The organism is Mycobacteriales bacterium, from assembly GCA_035690485.1.
Taxonomy (GTDB): domain Bacteria; phylum Actinomycetota; class Actinomycetes; order JAFAQI01; family DASSKL01; genus DASSKL01.
In genome coordinates, this window is record DASSKL010000050.1 from 25343 (window position 1) to 42574 (window position 17232).

The window sequence follows — 17232 nt, forward strand, 5'->3', positions numbered from 1 at the left end:
GACCCCTCCGGGCGTCGAAGAGGGCCGTCGAACAGGGTCGGGGAGCGACCCACGGGCGGTCGCGAAGGAGACGTCACCGGTGCGGAACCACGGCGCGCTCGTCCGGATCTCGCTGGCCGTCACGCTCATCTCTGGGCTCTTCGTCGCGGTCGACGCCGCGACAGCGGGTCCGCCACCCGCCGTCGACGCGCACGGCAGCGTCGGGCAGGTCTACGTCACCGGGCTGCACGCCGGGGCGCAGGCGGCGCTGCTCGACGGCACCGGCCACCAGGTCGCCACGAAGTCGGCCGACTCGCTCGGGGGCCTGATCTTCTACGGCGTCGCGCCGGCCCGCGGCTACCGCGTCAAGCTGCTGCCGCACGGGCCCGAATCGGCTCCGGTCACGGTGCACACCGACCGCCCGGCGCCGTGGGACCCGTCGACCTACCAGCAGTCGATCCCGGACCACGGCTACGGCTACCTGACCACCCGCGACGGCACGCGGCTCTCGATCTACGTGCACCCGCCCACGGCGCCGGCCGGCCAGAAGGTGCCCGACAACAACCTGCCGAGCGGGCTGCCCGACTACGCCCCGCCGTACCCCACGCTGATCGAGTACTCCGGTTACGGCTACTCCGACCCGGCCGGACCGCAGAACGGCATCGCCATCCTGGCCAACGTCATGGGCTTCGCCGTCGTCGACGTCAACATGCGCGGCACCGGCTGCTCGGGCGGCGCCTTCAACTTCTTCGAGCCGCTGCAGAACCTCGACGGCTACGACGTCGTCGAGACCATCGCCCACCAGCCGTGGGTGCGCGACCACAAGGTCGGGATGATCGGCATCTCGTACGGCGCCATCAGCCAGCTGTTCACCGCGCAGACCCGCCCGCCGTCGCTCGAGGCGATCGCTCCGCTGTCGACGATCGACGCGACCGCGACGACGCTCTACCCGGGCGGCATCCTCAACACCGGCTTCGCGGTGGGCTGGGCCCTGGAGCGCCAGCACGATGCGCTCCCCGCGAGCGCCAAGGGGGGCCAGTCGTGGGCCTACCAGCAGATCCAGTCGGGTGACCAGACCTGCACGCAGAACCAGGTGCTGCACGGCGAAGCCGAGAACCTGCTCGCGACGATCCGGGCCAACGCGCACTACAACCCGGCGGTCGCCGACCCGCTCGACCCGATCACGTTCGTGCACAAGATCGACGTGCCGGTGTTCATGGCCTGCCAGTGGGAGGACGAGCAGACCGGCGGCCACTGCCCCGACCTCGCCGCCCACTTCCGCGGCACGTCCAAGAAGTGGTTCACCTTCACCAACGGCGCGCACATCGACTCGCTCGACCCGGCGACGTACGACCGGTGGTACGACTTCCTGCAGCTCTACGTGGCGCACCAGGCGCCGATGCTCAACGCGGCCGTCACGGCCGCGGCCGCGCCGGTCATCTTCCAGCAGGCGATGGGGCTGCCGCAGGACGACGTCGTCACGCTGCCGCCCGACCCGATCCAGACGATCCCGACCTACGCCGCCGCGCTGGCGGCCTTCGAGAAGCTGCCGCAGGTGCGAGTGCTCTTCGACAACGGCGCCGGCCAGTCGCCTACAGGAACAGCAAGCGCCGGCGACCCCTACCCCGGTTTCGAGGCGTCGTTCGCGAAGTGGCCGATTCCCGGGACCGTCGCGCAGCGCTGGTACCTCGGACCCGCCGGCACGCTGACCGACACGCCGCCGCGGGGCCACGGCGTCGACGGCTACACGTCGAACGCGAAGGCGCTCCCCCTCACCGACTTCGGCGACAGCACCGGCGGCGGCGGGCTGTGGGGCAACGCGTCGCAGTGGCAGTGGAAGTGGCAGCAGAACCCGGCGGGCACCGCGGTGGCCTACCTCACCGCGCCGCTCAAGCACGACACGACCGTCGTCGGCGCCGGAGCCCTCTACCTGTGGGTGCGCTCGTCGACTCCCGATGTCGACCTGCAGGCGACGGTCAGCGAGGTCGACCCGGACGGGCACGAGACGTTCGTGCAGAACGGCTGGATCCGCGCCAGCGAACGCAAGCTGGCAACCGGTTCCGACACGATGCTCGCCCAGCCCAGCACGCTGCTCGAACCGATCCCGAGCATGCTCGCCTCCGACGTGCAGCCGATGCCGAAGAACGGGTTCGTCCCGGTGGCGATCCCGCTGTTCTACGAGGGGCACGCCTACCGCGCCGGCAGCCGCATCCGGGTGACGATCGCCGCGCCCAACGGCACGCAGCCGGTCTGGTCGTTCGGCGAGACCGAGCCGGCGGGGACCGCCCAGGTGGCGATCGCCTTCTCACGGCAGATGCCGTCGAGCCTGGTGCTGCCCGTGGTGCCCGGCGTCAGCGTGCCGACCGGCTTCCCCGCCTGCCCGAGCCTGCGCAACGAGCCGTGCCGCGCCTATGTGCCGATGGCCCGGAGGTAGCACCGGTCCGCGAACCGGGTGACAGGAGCAGCTCAGCCGGCGAGATGCTGCCAGTCGGCCGCGAGCTGCGACCACGGCCCGACTGCCGCGATCCGGCCGTCGACCAGCACGAGCACGCGGTCCGCCTGACGCAAGGCCGCCCGCTTCGACGTCGAGGCGATGACCGTCGTACCGCGGGCCCGCAACGCGCCCCACAGCTCGACCTCGGTGCGCGCGTCGAGCGCGCTCGACACGTCGTCGGCGAGCACGAGCTCGGCCTCGGTCGCCAGTGCGCGGGCGAAGGCGAGCCGTTGCACCTGCCCGCCGGACAGCCGCACGCCGCGGTGCCCGACCACCGCGTCGAGCCCGCCGGCGTCCGCGACGTCGAGCGAGAGCCGCGCGTCGGCGATGGCGCGGTCGAGCGCGCGCCGGTGGTCGAGCCGCACGTTGTCACCGAAGGTGCCCGACAGCACCCGCGGCATCTGCGCGACGTAGGCCACCTGGCCCGGCCGCAGGAACACCTGCGGGTCCTCGACGTCGACGCCGTTCCACCGGACGTGGCCGCTGTGGTGCACGAGCCCGGCCAGCGCGGCGAGCAGCGACGACTTGCCCGAGCCGATCGGGCCGAGCAGCAGCACCAACTCCCCCGCGTCGACGGTGAACGTGACCCGCTCGACGCCGATGGTGCCGTCGGCGTGCATCGCGGTCAGACCGACGACCGACAGTCGTCGCAGCGGTGTGCGTGGAGGCAGCGGCGGCGTCGGCGCGGTGCCGCGCACCAGGTCGACGCCCGGGGGGACCGCCATCAGGTCGACACCCCCGGCCAGCGAGGCCGTGGCGTCCTTCCACGCCCGCACCCCGGGCGCCTCCGTGATCACCGAGCCGGCGACCCGGCCGAACCAGTCGAACCCGTTGACCGCCGTCGTCACCAGCAGCGCGGTCGCCAGCCCCCAGCCGCCGGCGAAGTAGACCAGCCAGCCGGCGACGACACCGCACTGCACCATCACGATCGGCACACCGTCGAGCGCCGCCTGGACCCGGTGCTCCCGGACGGCGGCCTCGACACGGCCGGCGTCGACCTGCTGCAGGTGCCGGTGCACCGCCGGGGTGGCGGCGGCGAGCTTGACGGTGCGGGCCGCGTCGAGCGCCGACACGAGTGAGCGGCCGAAGCGCGCCCGGGCCGCGGACGACGCGGCGGCGGAGCGGCCGGCGCGCGGCGTGCCGATGGTCGAGGCCAGCGACGACACCGCCATGACCGCGACGAGGACGACGCCGGCCAGGACGTTCCAGCCGGCGAGCATCGTCACGGCGATGATGGCCATGCCGTTGACGAAGTCGACCCACCGGTCGGCGTAGCGCGCGAAGCGGTCGGCGTCCATGGCGCGGGCGACCACCTCGCCGGGCGGGGTGCGCGGCAGCCGGTGCTGCATCGTCTGGCCGCGCAGCACGGCGTGGCGCACCCGCAGCATCACCGCCGACCACCACTGCGGGTAGACGCGGAACGCGACCGACAGCGCGAGTGGCGCGACGAGCAGCGCGACCACCAGGGCACCGGTCAGCGTCGTGACAGCGCGGCCCGCCCGCAGGTCCGCGACGAGGTGGCCCCAGATCCACCCGGTGATCGCACCCCACGCTCCGGTCACGGCCGCGGTGAGGAACAGCGCCGCCCCACCGATGCCCCACGCCGGATGGATGCGCAGCATCGACACGGTGCTGCGCGCGAGCCCCGGCCCGGTGCCGGGTTCGTCCTCCGGCGGCACGTCGCCGACGCGGCGGGCGGTCGCGGTGACGGCCGACGGGCCGGTGATGTCGAGCGCCTGTGTCTCGGTGCCGGCTGCGACGAGCAGGTCGCGAAACGCCCCGGGGGTGGCGGCCAGCACCGCGCGCTCCCCCAGCTGCACGATCCGGCCGCCGGCGAGGACCGCGACGACATCGGCGCGCGCGGTCGTGGACAGGCGGTGCGCGATGAGTACGCCGGTGCGCCCGCGCAGCAACCGCTCGGCGGCGCCGACGACGCGGGCCTCGGTGACCGGGTCCATCCGCGCGGTGGCCTCGTCGAGCACGACGATCCGCACGTCGCGCACCAGCAACCGCGCGAAGGCCACCAGCTGCTCCTCGCCCGCCGACAGGCTGGTGCCGCCCGGCCCGAGAGGCGTGTCGAGCCCCTCCGGCAGGCCGGCGACCCAGGCCGTCAGGCCGAGCTCGTCGATCGCCGCCGCGACGGTCGCGCGGGGCAGGTCGGCGAACAGCGTGATGTTCTCCGCCAGCGTGCCGGCCAGGATCTCGGTGCGCTGGGTGACGACGCCGACGGTGCGGCGCAGCTGCTGCAGGTCGATCGTCGTGACGTCGACGCCGCCGAGGAAGACGGTGGCCGCGGGCGGTTCGACCGCACGGGACAGCAGCGCGGCAAGCGTCGACTTGCCGGAACCGGTGCGGCCGACCAGCGCGATCGTCGTGCCCGCCGCGACGTCGACCGTGACGTCGCGCAGCTCGAACGTGCCGTGCGGGTAGGCGAAGTGCAGGTGGCGCACCTGGATGCCGAGTAGACCGTGGGGTACGCCGCGCCCGCCGCGCGGCTCGGCCGGGACGGCCATCATCGCGCGAAGCCGGGTGAGGGCACCCAGGCCCTCCTGCAGGTCGGGCATGTGCCGGGCGACCTGGTCGACCTGGCCGACGAACGACGTCGTCACGAGGAACAGCGTCACGAGCCCGGCGGTGGACAGGCGGCCGTGGACGGCGAGCGCGACCCCGGCGACGGCCGTCGCGGCCAGCAGGCCGTGCAGCACCAGGCCGGCCCGGCGGCCGAGGATTCCCGCGGCCCGGCAGGTCGCGCCCACCTTGGCGTGCACCGCGGCCGACAGCTCGGCGCAGCGCCGGATCAGGTAGGCCTGGCCGAGGCTCGAGCGCAGGTCGTCACGCGCTGCGATGCCCTCCTCCATGACCGCGGCGTGGTCGGTCCAGGCGATCTCCTCCTCGACCTTCAGGCGCGAGACCTCTGCCGCAGGACCGCGGATGACGAGCGCCGTGAGGGCCGCCGTGACCGGGAAGAGGGCCCAGGCCGGCCACCAGGTCAGCCCGGCGACCACCCACAGCGGCAGCGCCCGCAGCGCGGTGCGCACGAGGTCCCACGCCACGCGCCGCAGCAGCAGGCCGAGCTCGTGCGTGTCGTCGTCGATCCGGTCGAGGATCTCGCCTACCGCCGTCTCGGACAGTGCCGACAGCGGCTGGCTCAGCGCCGCGGACAGCAGGTCGCCGCGCAGCCGGCCCTCCGCCCGGTCGACGACGCCGGCCCACGCCGTACGACCGGCCGTGTCGAGCACGGCGCCGCCGACGACCGACAGCGCGAGCAGCCCGAGCGCCAGGCCGGTCGGCCGGGCGGCCAGCCGGCCCGCGACCAGGGTGCCCAGGGCGTAACCGACGGCGGCGACAGCGGCGGACGCCACGCACCACCAGGTGACGGCGCCACGCAGCCGGGCGAGGGTGATGCGACGGTCGGCCGCGTCCTCCGACGACGGCACGCCGGGCCGCGCGTGGACGGCCTGAGTGGTCAGCTCGTCGACGCTCATGGCGCGCTCGACGCTACGCGCGCGCGCCCGTGGCAGTCGCCCCGATTTTCGCGCGCGCCCGCACACTGGTGGGCATGGCTACGGGACTGCGTGCAACCAGTGGGGTGTCCGGCGTACGACCGCTCGGCGTCCGCTGATGTTCGACCAGTTCACCCATCTCGTCGCCAACGCGTCCGCCTGGGCCTACGTGGTCGTGCTGCTCTTCGCGATCACCGACTCCGTGTTCCCGATCGTGCCGAGCGAGACAGCCGTGATCACGGCTGGAGTCGTCACGGCCGCCGGCGACCTGAACCTTGCCTTGGTCATCGCGGCAGCCGCCGTGGGCGCGTTCGTCGGCGACAACCTCGCCTACGCGATCGGCCACCGCTACGGCGACCGGGTGCAACGACGGTTCTTCTCCGGCGCGAAAGCGCAGCACCGGATCACCTGGGCCCGTGGCCAGCTCGACCAGCGCGGTGGGCAGCTCATCGCGGTGGCCCGCTTCATCCCCGGTGGGCGGACCGCGGTGACGCTGACCGCCGGGCTCACCCACTTCCCGTGGCCGCGGTTCGCGGTGTACGACGCCGTCGCGGCGATCGTCTGGGCCGGCTACGGAGCGCTGCTCGGCTACTTCGGCGGGCGCGCCTTCGAGCACCAGGCGTGGAAAGGCCTGCTGCTCGCGCTCGGGATCGCGTTCGCCGTGACCGCGCTCACCGAGCTGATCCGCTGGCTGCTACGCCGGCGAGTGCAGGGCATCGGCCGGAAGCGACCGACCGCCCGCACCTGAGGGCCGGCGAGCAGAGGTGGTGCCGGCTACTTCTTGGCGTAGCCAGCCATCCCCTGCCAATCGATCATGACGACCGTTTCGTCGCCGATGACCCACCCGTCGTGGCCGGCCGGGATGCTCACGAAGTCACCCGGCCCGAACTCCATCTCCTCGCCATCGTCCAAACGCACACCCATACGTCCCGAGATCTGGTAGCCGACGTGCGCCACCTGGCAGCTCTCGGTCCCGGCGATCGGCCGCACGTGCTCGGACCACCGCCACCCGGGCCGGAACGTCGCACGGCCGACCGCGCCGTCTTCGACGTTCACCAGTTCGATGTGCCCCATTCCGCCTTCGACCTTGCGGACCTCGTCCGGCGCGTCGAAGTTCTTGCGCACGATGCGTCCCATGGCGCCCCTCCCCGGGTCGATGCCGCGCTGAAGAAGCAACGGTAGGCCCGTCCGATCGGCTTGAACAGCCTGCACTTAGCGCGCGAGAACGGTGCGTTCCAGGCGCGCGTAGCTGGCTTCCATCCCACCGACCATTCCGGTGCCCAGGACCTCGTCCCGGGTCTCGGCATCGGGGTAGGTGACCACCACCGTGACCAGGGTGCCGCCCTCGACGGGGATCAGCGTCATCTCGTTGACGGTGCCGGCGGCGTCGTCGGGGATGCCGTCGCCGTACATCCGCTCGGTGGTCACGGTGCGGTGCGGCGCCGCGAACTCGACCACCTCGCCGGTCGAGGCGAAGCTCCGGTCGCCGGTGTCCTCCCGCCACACGTAGCGGTAGGTGCCGCCGACCTCGGTCGCGACCTCGCAGACGGGCATCGACCAACCGTCCGGGCCCAGCAGCCACCGCGAGACCAGGGCCGGGTCGTGGTAGGCGGCCCACACCTGCGCGACGGTGCCGCGGATGACCCGGCTGATCCGGACGGTCGTGTCACTGAGGACCCCGGCGGCTGCCGGCAGGTCCGCAGCGAAGCTGCGCAGATCGTCGAGCACCGCGTCGATCTGCCCCATGGCCTGGCGCATGCCCTCTTCCATGCCCATACTCATCAGCTGCTCGAGCTCGTCGACGGACGTGAAGAACGTGGTGGTCGTCAACCGCGAGCCGGACGCTGTTGCCTCGAACGCGAACGTCATCCGCATGGTCGGCATCTCGGTGTCGGGCGTGCCGTCGGGGCGGCAGAAGCCGTCGAGGACCTCGAACGAATGCGGCGCCTTGACGTCGAGGAACTCCCAGTAGCCACGGGACACGTCGCCCTCCGGCCCGACCATGGCGTACGCCGACCGGCCACCCGGGAACATGTCGTGCCGGGTGAACGTCGCCGGATACGTCGGGGGCCCCCAGAACTTCTCGAGCTGCCGCGGGTCGGCGTAGGCGTCCCAGAGCCTTTGCAGCGGCGCCGCGAAGTCCGCGACGACCGTCATCGTGAGCGTTTCCGGGTCCTTGTGCACCGAGGTGATCGGCATGACACGGGTCCTCTCCTTGCCGGGCCGGCTCTCGCCGGTTGGTCAGTGGTCGTCGTGTTCGAGCAGTGCGTCGAGGCGGGAGATGCGCGATCGCCAGAGCTGCTCGTAGGAGTCCAACAGCGCACGCGCCCGCTGGATCCCCGCCGGGTTGCCGCGGACCAGACGTTCTCGACCGTGCGCTGCCTTGGTTACGAGCCCCGCCCGTTCCAGCACCGCCACGTGCTTCTGCACCGCAGCGAAGGACACGTCGTAGTCCTGCGCCAGCTGCGACACGGAGTGCTCACCGACCAGCGTGCGACGGACGATGTCGCGGCGGGTCGCATCGGCGAGGGCCCGGAAGATCCGGTCCACCTCGTCGTCGGTCAGATCATTTCCTACAACCATTTGGTTGTACGTTAGCGAGCAAGGTGCGTCGGGTCAATGCCCGCCGTGGCCGGGGGCAGGTTCATCAGCCGGCGAGGAAGGACAGTCGCAACGTGCGCACCGGGTTGTCGCCGTTGGGGTCGACGACGACCACGCTCTGCCAGGTGCCGAGCATGACCCGGCCGTCCACCACCGGCAGTGTCAAAGAAGGGGAGACGAACGCGGGGAGGACGTGGTCGCGCCCGTGACCGGGCGACCCGTGACGGTGCCGATAGCGGCCATCCGCTGGAAGAAGACGAGCGACTGCGTCCTCGAGATCGCTCTCGCTACCCGACCCCGTCTCCATCAGCGCCAGCCCGGCGGTGGCGTGCGGCAGGAACACGTGAACGAGCCCGTCGCCCCCGCCCGCACAGAACTCGCGCACCAGACCGGTCACATCGTGTACGACGCGGGTGCCGGTCTCGATCCGCAGCTCAACCGTCTTCATGACCACATCTTCACCGGCGGTCGTCGACACCGAGACGGAAGCCTTCGGGACAGCAGCGCGGTCACTCCGTAGCCCGTCGGGTGACCTCCGGAGGTGTCGCGCCGTGGGCGAACCGGACGTTGGGCAGGACGCGACGCAACCAGCTCGGGCCGGCCCAAGCCGCGCGGCCGGTCAAGCGCAACAGCACCGGCAGCAGGAGCAGGCGGATGAGCAACGCGTCGAGCAGGACCGCGATGCCCAGAACGATGCCCATCTCCTTGGGTGGCAGCGGTCCGGACAGCGCGAAGGTGAAGAAGACCGCAACCATGACGCCGGCGGCGGCGAAGATGACCCGGCCCGAGTGCGCAACGCCGCTGATCATCGCGTCGCGGGCGTTACCGCGGCTGGCCTCCCAGTGTTCTTTTGCGCTGGACAGCAGAAACACGGTGTAGTCCATCGAAATCGCGAAGATCATGGCGAAGAAGAACACGGGCGCCCACGCGTCGAGAAAGTGCTGAGGTTCGAATCCGAACAGGCTCGCGCCGAGACCGTTCTGAAAGATCAGTCGGGCCACACCGAATGCGGCGCCAACCGCGAGCAGGTTGGTCACCACACCGAGCGCCGCGATGAGCGGCGCCTGCAGCGCGACGAGCAGCAGCAGGAACCCGAGGCCGAGCACGACGCCGATGACGAGCGGCGTGCGAGCGGAAAGCAGCTTCTCCAGGTCGTGGTTCTCCGCCGCAGCACCGCCCACGAGCGCCCCGGGAGGCATCTGTGCGCGGAGCTCGTCGACGATGTGGCCGAGTGTCTTCGATGACGGGTCGACGGTCGGGATGGCTTGGATCATCTGCCAGCGTCCGTCGGCAGAGGGCATCGCCGGCGTCACCTGTGCGATGCCGGGCGAGTGGGTGAGTACCTGTGTCGTCCGGGCGGCTTCGGTTGTCGACGTGACGACCTGCAGTGCGCCCGGGGCGCCGGGACCGAACGCGGACTGGACAAGGTTGTAGCCCACGCGGGCGGTGGCCGTGGTGGGGATGACCTTGATGCTGGGCATGCCGGTCCGCAACCCGAGAATCGGCAACGCAAGGGCAAGAAGGGCGATCAGCGCTGCTGCGCCGTACACGACCGGTCGGCGCCACAGCCGTTCGGCCCATGCCTGGAACCGGAGCGAGCGGTGTTCGCCGGTGTGCACCCACGGCAGCGCGACGCCATCGACGCGCGCACCGAGCTTCGCGAGGACCGCAGGCAGCAACGTCAGGGTCGCGGCGAGGACGAAGATGACGGCGAGCATGATGCCGAGAGCCATCGACCGGAACGCCGGTGACGGCACGAGCATGACCGCGGACAGGGAGACGAGCACGGTCAGGCCGGAGAACAGCACGGCCTTGCCGGCGGTGTCCATCGTCTCGGCGACCGCGTGCCCCTCGTCCTCGTGTCGGCCGAACCGGGCGCCACGGAAGCGGACGACGAGAAACAGGGCGTAGTCGATGCCGAGCGCGAGCGCGAACATCAGCGCGAAGTTCATCGCCCAGATCGAGATCGCGCCGATGTGCGTACCGAGCCACAGCGAGCCGGCAGCCGCCATCAATCCGATGATGGTCAACATCAGCGGCAAGCCGGCGGCGACGAGCGATCCGAACGCGACGACAAGGATCGCCATCGTGACCGGCCAGCTGAACAGCTCCGAGCGCATCATCGCGGTGTGGTTGGCGGCGTTGAAGTCGCTCCACAGTCCGGACGAGCCGGTGAGCGCGACGGTCGTGCCGTTGCCGGACAAGTGCGTCAGCGGCCCCTTGAGCGCGTCGGCGGCGCGGACCATCGCGTTGGTGTCGCCGGCTGCACCGGCCTGGATGACGGCGGTGTGCCCGTCCCGGCTGACCGAGACACCGGCAGTCGGGGGTACGACGCGGCTGATGCGGTCGTCCGTGCGCAGCAGCTGCTCGGCGCGGGTGATGACGGCCTGGACCGTCGGGTCGTGAATGGTGTGGCGGTTGGAGTGGACGACGACCTGCAGGGCGGCGCTGGACAGGCCGGCGAACTGCTTGTCGATGAGCTGACGGGCGGCAACCGACTGCGACCCGGAGGCCTCCCACCCGGCGCCGGCGAGCGCATGCTGCGCCTTCGGTGCGAAGAAACCGAGGCCGAGCGCGACGACGACCCAGGCGAGCAGGACCGCGCGGAAGTGCCTGGCGGTCCAGAAGCCAAGCCGGCCCAACGGCCCGTACGACGCCTCGTCGACTGCGGCTGTGGCTGCTGGGCGGGCAACTGCAGGTTGTGCGGTCACCGCTGGCGCCTCGGCGCGACTCCGGCGCGGCGCAGCACCAGGAACAAGCGACTGACGGTCATGGTCAGCATCACGCTGAGCGCGACCATCGTTCCGGCGGGTGCGAAAAGCACTCGCTCCAGTGGCCAGCGACCGGTCATGCGTTTGCTCCCTCGATCGCCGCGGCGAGCCGGCCGATGTCGCGTTGCACCACGCCGCAGACCTGCTCGCAGATGGCGACCACCGACGCGTCGGTGATCCGGTAGTAGGCGAACGTGCCGTCCTTGCGCCGGCCGACGATCCCAACCCGCGCCAGGACACCGAGGTGCTTGGACACGTTCTGCTGCGAGGTGCCGACGTGCTCCGCGAGCTCCTGCACCGACGCCTCGCCGTCCCGCAGGCGCTCGAGCAGGCGGATGCGGGTGGGGTCTCCGATGGTGCGGAACCGTTCGGCGATCAGCTCGACCAGGGGGTCCGGGAGCGGATGGGGCATCGACATAGTTGCTTATGTAACTGTGTAGTTGTGTAGTTGTCAAATGGGCGGTTGGTCGAGGCTCCGAACCGGCCGGCTGGGAAGGAGAAGACGCGCCGTCCGCGAACTAGAGAGCAGCTGACGCTGCCCCAGGGGAGGACTCGTGTTGCGCAGGACCGCTGTCGCTTTGGCCTGCGCCGTGTCATTAGCCGTCGCTGTGACGCCGGCGCTCGCCGGTGGCGCCGCGCCGGATCCGATCGACTGCGTCGGTCCGGCGGGTGATCCGGCACCCGGCACAGCGGCGTGGCACCAGCGCGACTTGGCCAACGTCTGGTGCGCTACGCAGCGAGAGCAGGACGAGCTGGACAGCCCGGCGTTCGCGTCGGCGTTCGCCCGCCAGACGCCGGGCATCTACGCGACTCAGCTCGGAGAGCAGCTCCAGGAGCCGACCCGACCGCGACTGACGCTGGGGCAGCTGGTCGCCGGCGGGACGACTGCTGATCCTTTCCGCACGCTGTCGCGCTGGCAGGACGACCTGCATCGGGGTCGGGTGTTCCCAGTGCAGTTCACCGCGAGCGATGGCGCGCTGCTGCACGGACACGTCTTCCTCCCGTCAGGCGGCAACGGTCCCTACCCGTCGATCGTGATCACGACCGGGTCCATCCAGGGCTACCAGCAGATGTACTGGTGGGCAGCCGAAGGACTCGCCGAGGCCGGCTACCTGGTGCTCACCTTCGACGTGCAGGGCCAGGGCGCCTCGGAGACCTTCGCCCATCCGTGCAGCGCGACGGCATGCCCAGGGGTGCCGTTCCAGCAGGACTACAACTTCGTGCAGGGCACCCGCGACGCATTGAACTACCTGTTCTCGAGCCCGTCCGCGCCGACCAAGAACGGTGACGTCAACCCGTTCTGGGCATCGGTGGACCGAAAGCACGTGGGCCTGGCGGGTCATTCGCTCGGCGCCACCGCGGTCAGCGTGGTGGGCCAGGAAGACCGACGCGTCTCGGCCATCGTCGCGTGGGACAACCTCGCGACCCCGCCCAAGGGGACAGCGCTGCGCACACCCGCGATGGGCATCAACTCCGAGTACTTCTTCAACCCGCAGCCCATGCAGGCAGCCCCCGATCCGCATGCGGACGACGCAGCGTTCCGACAGCTGCGGGCTGCGGGTGTCGACACCATGCAGGTCGCGCTGCGCGGATCGACTCATCTGGAGTACTCCTACGTTCCCTACATCCTTCCGGCGAGCCGGCTCGGCGAACGCGTCGCCTTCTACTACACGCTCGCCTGGTTCGACCGCTACCTGCGCGGCGACCGTTCGGCGACCGAGCGACTCACGGCCACAAGGTTCGACAAGTCATCCGATGTGCACTCCATCGGCGCCGGCCCCTTCGACCCGCAGCAGGCCGCTGCCGCGGGCAACGTCGAGGCCGGCAACACGCCGCCCACGATCAACGGCATGCCGGTCGCCGATCGCCTGTCCTTCTACTACCTGTCGGGCTACTCGCTCGAGCACGGCCGCCTGGCCTGTCAGGACCTACGCCATGGCTGCCACGGCAGCGCGGGAGGCACCAGCGCGCCGTGACAGTAGCCCGGCAGCTACGGCGGGTCTGCGCCAGCTGACTACCGCGTCACCCGCCCAGTCCGAAGTCGCCGCCCGGCGGCGTCCAGCCCGCGTTCCTGCGTCGAGCAGCCGAGCGCACACTGGCACGAGCTATCCACCACCCGCTTCGGCACGGCCGGCGACCGAGGACCGAAGAAGTTCTTGTGTCTCAGGGTCCACCGAGTGCACGACGGTGCCCACCATGCCTCGTGTCAGCAGAACCTTGTAGACGTTGCGGAGCAGCGGGCCAGCTTCGTCCGGGGAGAGACCGCGCAGGGCTGGGTCTTTGGACCCCTTCGGCTGTGCAACCCATCGGCCCTCCCGCCAGACGAGGTCCGGACCGAGGATGACGCCGTTCCAGTCGTACTCGAAACCTTGAGCGGTGTAGATGCATCCGACCTGGCCGAACCCGGCCGGGTCGGTTGCCCACAGGCTGGCCGGCGGCGCACCGCCGACACCTCGCTCGCCGCGGAGGTTCCAGGGCCGTCGCCAGTTCCCGATGGTCACGTCGTCGACGAGAGAGCCGTCCGGCCTCGGATCACTCCACGGCCAGCAGAACCCGGCGGTCATCCGGGCTCCGTACCCGGCATCCGCCTTCGCCTGCAGGGCGCGCTCCAGCTCGGCCGGTGACGACGCGACCTGCAGCTCGAAGTACGTGTCTCCCGTCCACGGGATCGGGCCGCCGGGATCGAGGCCGAGCAGCCGCAACACCCACTCCTCGAAGGTTCGAGACCCACCGCAGCGGAACTGGGCGTCGAGTGCGATCTCGACGACGTCGAGGCCGAGCTCGCCTGCGTGTTGCCGAATCAGCTGTGCCGTGCCGGTCTCGCCCGGGCGAACGACCTGGTGCTGGTCCAGCAGAAACACGGGCACGCGCGCGGCGTCGATGAGCTCCCGGACCTGCGGCCTACCCGTCCGGAGCTCCGCGCGGGTGTAACGGTTGGCGGAGGTCTCCCGCATCCGGTGCGCCTCGTCGCAGACGAGGACGTCGAAGCCGTTGCGTTCGGCCGTCATGAAGCTGTTGAAGTACTTGAACAGCGCCTTCACCCGCGTGTTGCGGCGGCCGGCCACCTTGCGCAGCGTCTGTGTGAAGGACTTCGAACCGGTCGCGTGCAGCGCCGACCGACCCTGTCGCCACAGCTCGCCGACAAGCGACAGCGCGATCACGCTCTTGCCCGATCCTGGACCACCGGTGATCACGATCACCTGCTTGGCGTCGGAGGCCCTCGCTCGCTCCACCGCAGTGAGCACGAGCCGGTAGGCGACCTGCTGCTCGTCCAGCAGCGTGAACTGCTCGCGGGTCTGCACCTCGTCCGCGGCGACCTTCAGCAGCTGCCGACTGGGTGCGACGCGGCTGGCCAGCAGGAGATCGGCCGCTTCGACGCCCGGCTCAGGGGCAAGCCGGGACTGCAGGAAGTCGACAAAGTCTTGCCGTCGCTCACGGGTGAACAGCCGACCGTGCTCGTCCTCGGGCAGCGCCCGAAGCGACCCGACCCCGAACTCGGTGGCGTTGTGTAGGTACGCCGCACCCGCGACCGGGTCCGGCGCATCCTCGAGCGCGCCGCTGAAGTCGGCGAGGAAGGTGCAGTATCGCCGGACCTGCTCGGCCGGGTGCAGCACCGGGTGGCGTCCGTAGGTGTCCACGTAGCAGAGGTCATGGGCGTCCTCGTGTGCCTCGGCCTGGGTCCACTGCTTGAGCTCGACCAGCACGTACGACGGCGCCCCTGTCTTCGGGTGCACACCCGCGAGCAGCGCATCAACGCGCTTGCTCGACAGCGGAAGCTGGTACTCCGCGAGCACCTCTACCTGCCCAAGGCCGGCTTCCCGGAGATCGTCCGCCAGCACCGGCAGGCTTCGCTCCCACGAGCGCCGCTCAGAATCGGCGGCACGCCGTCCAAGGGCGAAGGAGTACTGCTCCGCCAGATGCGCAGCCAACCGCCCCGCCTGTGCCTCCGACCGCAGCGATTCCGCGGACGCGCGGTACAGCAGCACCGGACTCCCCAGGCAGCACGAACTGGTCGTGCGGGTGGGGGCATGTCCGGTGAGGAAGCCCGTCGGGCCGCAGTCCTTCGCACCTTACCCACGGGAGTGCGGCATCCACAGATGTTCTGCCGGACGTGTCGTCGCGACCCATTGCTGGCCACTCTCGACCACATGGCGAACTGGTTGGACGACCGCATCTACGGCCTGCGGGGGCGCCTTACACCCGCGGACGAAGGCTCGCTCTGGCTGCTCTTCCTGGACGGGCCGCGGGGCGAGGTGATCCTGGCGTCCGCCTTCGCCGACGCGATGGCGCACGTCGATGCGCAGATGACGCGCAATCTGGTCCGCATCCTCGACCATGTCCCCGCTGTGGCGGTGCTGCTGGCGGTGCCGCGCGCGGATGGTCGGCCGCTTCCCGTCGACAGGCAACTATGGTCCGACCTCGAAGGTCACGACGCGATCCCCTTGGTCGACCTGGTTGTCGTTGGCGAAACCGACTACTGGTCGGCGCGAAGCGCCGCGGCTTAGCGGCTCGTCAGACGACGCCGCGACGCGTCACGCCTCTCGGCGATCTGCGCCCGGCTCATTCCACGGTCCGCGAGCGCAGTGCGCCTACGGTTCGGCCATGGCGTCAGACCATCCAGGTGTGCTCGGCCCCCTGCTTGCTGGGCCGCCTGCATCCGACCTGCCGGTGCCCGAGGTGGTGCTACGCATCGCGGCGGGCCGCCCGGTCCGGCCGGTTTGGCTCAACCAGCTCGGCGGCGTCACGTGCGAGATCGTGGGCGACGACGGGCACTGGTTCGTGAAGTGGGCGCCGGCGAACAGCGGCCTGGATCTGGCGGCGGAGGCAGCACGGCTCGCCTGGGCCGCGGCGTACGCGCCGGTGCCGCGCGTGCTCGACCAGGGTGCCGACACGGCTGGGTCGTGGTTGGTGACGGCCGGGCTGCCGGGCGAGACAGCGGCCAGTGACCGCTGGAAGCGAGAGCCGGGCCTGGCAGTAACAGCGATCGGGGAGGGGCTGCGCGCGCTGCACGAGGCGCTGCCAGTCGCCGAATGCCCGTTCTCCTGGTCCGCGGCCGACCGGCTGGCGTCTGCGCACGCGTGCGCTCGCCAGGACCTGCTCGACCCGGCGAGGTGGCACCCCGATCATCGCCACCTCGACGTCGACGAGGCTCTCGGTCTGCTGGCGGATGTCCCCGACGCCGACGTGCTGGTGGTCTGCCACGGCGACAGCTGCGCGCCCAACACGCTCGTGGGCGAGGACGGCCGCTGCACCGGGCACGTGGACCTCGGCCGCCTCGGCGTGGCGGATCGCTGGGCGGATCTCGCGATCGCCACCTGGAGCACCGTCTGGAACTACGGGCCCGGGTGGGAAGGCCGGCTGCTCGACGCCTACGGCGTACGACCCGATCCGGATCGCACCCGCTACTACCGGCTCCTCTGGGACCTGACGCCCTGACCGCACCACGGCACAATCGGTCGACGAGCCAGGAGGTGGCGCGCATCGCGCAGCACCCGTTCGTCGACGTTGCTCCTCGGGCACCCGATGACTGCTCTGCAGAACGATGAGTGATTCGGTCCGCCATCGTGTGGTCCAGCTGGGATGCGCGCTGCCCGAGGTCATCGCCGATGAGTCGCACGAGCCGCACGTGGCCTTCCGGGTCGGCAGCAAGAACTTTGCTTGGTACGTCGAGAACGAGCACGGCGACTGCCGGGTCGCATTGCTGGCCCGTGTGCCGCCCGGGGAGAACGCGGCTCTTGTCGCGACCGACGGGGAGCGGTTCGCGTTGCCGAAGTACGTGGCGCGCCACGGCTATGTGAGCTACTACCTCGACCTGCCCCACCGGCCGGTGGATTGGGCGGAGGTCACGGAGCTTCTCGCGGACAGCTATCGGTTGCAGGCTCCC

The 17232-nt window shown here is 70.9% G+C and carries 15 protein-coding genes; 6 read left to right on the plus strand and 9 right to left on the minus strand.

All coding sequences use genetic code 11. The features are described 5' to 3' along the window. Positions 1-79: 79 nt before the first annotated feature. Positions 80-2413 carry a CocE/NonD family hydrolase gene (locus VFJ21_06415; GenBank protein ID HET7406756.1) on the plus strand — a complete coding sequence of 778 codons (2334 nt, stop codon included), beginning with the start codon at positions 80-82 and terminating at the stop codon, positions 2411-2413. Positions 2414-2445: 32 nt separating this feature from the next. On the opposite strand, the gene VFJ21_06420 is transcribed toward VFJ21_06415, so the two are convergent. Next, a complete protein-coding gene (locus VFJ21_06420; protein HET7406757.1) occupies positions 2446-5958 on the minus strand; it encodes an ABC transporter ATP-binding protein in 3513 nt (1170 codons plus the stop codon). Between the two features lie 136 nt (positions 5959-6094). On the opposite strand from VFJ21_06420, the gene VFJ21_06425 reads away from it, so the two are divergent. Then, the gene (locus VFJ21_06425) at positions 6095-6724 is read left to right on the plus strand and encodes a DedA family protein (GenBank protein HET7406758.1); all 630 of its coding nucleotides are present in this window, start codon (positions 6095-6097) and stop codon (positions 6722-6724) included. Positions 6725-6750: 26 nt separating this feature from the next. Here VFJ21_06425 and VFJ21_06430 read toward each other — a convergent pair whose 3' ends face one another. The 7 genes from VFJ21_06430 to VFJ21_06460 form a co-directional block, all read right to left on the minus strand. Continuing rightward, positions 6751-7113, minus strand: coding sequence for a cupin domain-containing protein (locus VFJ21_06430; protein ID HET7406759.1), 363 nt, complete (start codon positions 7111-7113; stop codon positions 6751-6753). 75 nt (positions 7114-7188) lie between these two features. After that, a complete protein-coding gene (locus tag VFJ21_06435) occupies positions 7189-8175 on the minus strand; it encodes an SRPBCC family protein (GenBank protein HET7406760.1) in 987 nt (328 codons plus the stop codon). Positions 8176-8217: 42 nt separating this feature from the next. Next, the gene (locus tag VFJ21_06440) at positions 8218-8559 is read right to left on the minus strand and encodes a metalloregulator ArsR/SmtB family transcription factor (GenBank protein ID HET7406761.1); all 342 of its coding nucleotides are present in this window, start codon (positions 8557-8559) and stop codon (positions 8218-8220) included. A 64-nt stretch (positions 8560-8623) separates the two neighbouring features. Continuing rightward, a complete protein-coding gene (locus VFJ21_06445) occupies positions 8624-9025 on the minus strand; it encodes a YjbQ family protein (protein ID HET7406762.1) in 402 nt (133 codons plus the stop codon). A 61-nt stretch (positions 9026-9086) separates the two neighbouring features. Beyond that, positions 9087-11219, minus strand: coding sequence for an MMPL family transporter (locus VFJ21_06450; GenBank protein ID HET7406763.1), 2133 nt, complete (start codon positions 11217-11219; stop codon positions 9087-9089). Positions 11220-11284: 65 nt separating this feature from the next. Then, positions 11285-11428, minus strand: coding sequence for a hypothetical protein (locus tag VFJ21_06455; GenBank protein HET7406764.1), 144 nt, complete (start codon positions 11426-11428; stop codon positions 11285-11287). Continuing rightward, on the minus strand, positions 11425-11760 hold the full coding sequence (locus tag VFJ21_06460; protein HET7406765.1) for a metalloregulator ArsR/SmtB family transcription factor: 336 nt from the start codon (positions 11758-11760) through the stop codon (positions 11425-11427). Before VFJ21_06460 ends, VFJ21_06455 begins: the two co-directional genes overlap by 4 nt. A 196-nt stretch (positions 11761-11956) precedes the next feature. On the opposite strand from VFJ21_06460, the gene VFJ21_06465 reads away from it, so the two are divergent. Continuing rightward, a complete protein-coding gene (locus tag VFJ21_06465) occupies positions 11957-13324 on the plus strand; it encodes an acetylxylan esterase (GenBank protein ID HET7406766.1) in 1368 nt (455 codons plus the stop codon). Positions 13325-13453: 129 nt separating this feature from the next. On the opposite strand, the gene VFJ21_06470 is transcribed toward VFJ21_06465, so the two are convergent. Then, complete coding sequence (locus VFJ21_06470) at positions 13454-15187, minus strand: DUF2075 domain-containing protein (protein ID HET7406767.1); 1734 nt, start codon at positions 15185-15187, stop codon at positions 13454-13456. A gap of 309 nt (positions 15188-15496) precedes the next feature. Between VFJ21_06470 and VFJ21_06475 the strand changes: the two genes are divergently transcribed. The 3 genes from VFJ21_06475 to VFJ21_06485 form a co-directional block, all read left to right on the plus strand. Further along, on the plus strand, positions 15497-15853 hold the full coding sequence (locus VFJ21_06475; GenBank protein ID HET7406768.1) for a hypothetical protein: 357 nt from the start codon (positions 15497-15499) through the stop codon (positions 15851-15853). Between the two features lie 118 nt (positions 15854-15971). After that, complete coding sequence (locus tag VFJ21_06480) at positions 15972-16784, plus strand: aminoglycoside 3'-phosphotransferase (protein ID HET7406769.1); 813 nt, start codon at positions 15972-15974, stop codon at positions 16782-16784. A gap of 106 nt (positions 16785-16890) precedes the next feature. Beyond that, positions 16891-17232 (plus strand): MmcQ/YjbR family DNA-binding protein (locus tag VFJ21_06485; protein HET7406770.1); only part of this gene is annotated, 342 nt, incomplete at its 3' end.